This window comes from Bradyrhizobium sp. 23, from assembly GCF_023073295.1.
GTDB classification, from domain to species: Bacteria; Pseudomonadota; Alphaproteobacteria; order Rhizobiales; family Xanthobacteraceae; genus Bradyrhizobium; species Bradyrhizobium canariense_D.
The window spans coordinates 1-1,462 of the sequence record NZ_JADPJF010000045.1 but is presented as its reverse complement, the minus strand read 5'-3'; the positions used below and the strand labels follow the sequence as shown (position 1 = coordinate 1,462).

Below are 1,462 nucleotides of genomic sequence, written 5' to 3'. Positions count from 1 at the left end.
GCATCAGCGGCAAGACCTTGACCTTCTCCTCCTTCAACGGCGGCACGGCGGTCAATGTCACCTTCGGCGACGGCACCAACGGCACGGTCAAGACGCTCGACCAGCTCAACACGAAGCTGCAGGCCAACAACCTGTCTGCGACGATCGACGCCAACGGCCTGCTGACGGTGTCGACCACCAACGACTACGCGTCCTCGACGCTTGGTTCGGCGGCGGCGGGTGGTGCGATCGGCGGCACGCTGACCTCGTCGCTGACGTTCTCGACGGCTTCCAGCCCCGTCCAGGACTCGGTTGCGCAGACGGCCCGTGCCAACCTGGTGTCTCAGTACAACAACATCCTGAACCAGATCGACACGACTTCGCAGGACTCCTCGTTCAACGGTGTCAACCTCTTGAACGGCGATCAGCTCAAGCTGGTGTTCGACGAGACCGGCAAGTCGAACCTCAACATCACGGGTGTGTCCTACAACTCCAAGGGTCTGGGCCTCGCCTCGTTGACCAGCGGCGTCGACTTCATCGACAACGCTGCGACCAACAAAGTGCTGACCAACCTGAATGCCGCGTCGAGCACGCTGCGTTCGGAGGCCTCGAGCCTCGGTTCGAACCTCTCGGTGGTGCAGGTGCGTCAGGACTTCAACAAGAGCCTGATCAACGTGCTGCAGACCGGTTCGTCCAACCTGACCCTGGCTGACACCAACACCGAAGCGGCGAACAGCCAGGCGCTGTCGACCCGCCAGTCGATCGCGGTCTCCGCGCTGTCGCTGGCCAACCAGTCGCAGCAGAGCGTGCTGCAGCTGCTCCGCTAACAAGCGGACGACATCGCAAGCAAGACATCGTTAAGCAAGACATTGCGGCGGGGCTTCGGCCCCGCCGCTTTCTTTTGCGCAAGCGTTCGCAGACGTGGCGTGGGACGAAGATGGTGCATTCAGGTGCAGCCGTTTGCCCACTCTGAGTTATGGTTGACAAGTAGCAAACGTCCCGCGATTGCGCGAAAAAGCATCATTCCATCATGGTGATAGGACTGAGATCGATTTCTCTTCGGCCGCGCTTATGGTGAATCCGCGCAAGGACTGGCGCGACGCACTTCATGCTTTGTTAGCCACCTACGTTCACCTTCCCGGCATCGATTAATCCTAATCGAAGTTTGTTGCGTTGCGTACCAGAAGGGTAACAGCTTATGTCCGGTATTGTTCTCTCCTCTTCGGTTCGTCAGAACCTGCTCTCTCTCCAGTCCACCGCTGATCTTCTCGCCACCACCCAAAGCCGCCTGTCGACCGGCAAGAGCGTCAACTCGGCCCTCGATAATCCGACCAACTTCTTCACGGCACAGTCGCTCGACAACCGCGCCAGCGACATCAACAATCTGCTCGACGGTATCGCCAACGGCGTGCAGGTGCTGCAGGCCGCCAACACCGGCATCACCTCGCTGCAGAAGCTGATCGACAGCGCGAAGTCGATCGCC

At 60.0% G+C, this 1,462-nt stretch carries 1 protein-coding gene and 1 pseudogene; both read left to right on the top strand.

Annotated elements, in window-relative coordinates; translation table 11 throughout:
• A partial coding sequence (locus tag IVB32_RS12670; protein ID WP_253075426.1) for a flagellin occupies positions 1-806 on the top strand: 806 nt, incomplete at its 5' end.
• Between the two features lie 371 nt (positions 807-1,177).
• Positions 1,178-1,462 (top strand): annotated as a pseudogene (locus IVB32_RS12665) (flagellin); the annotation flags it as partial.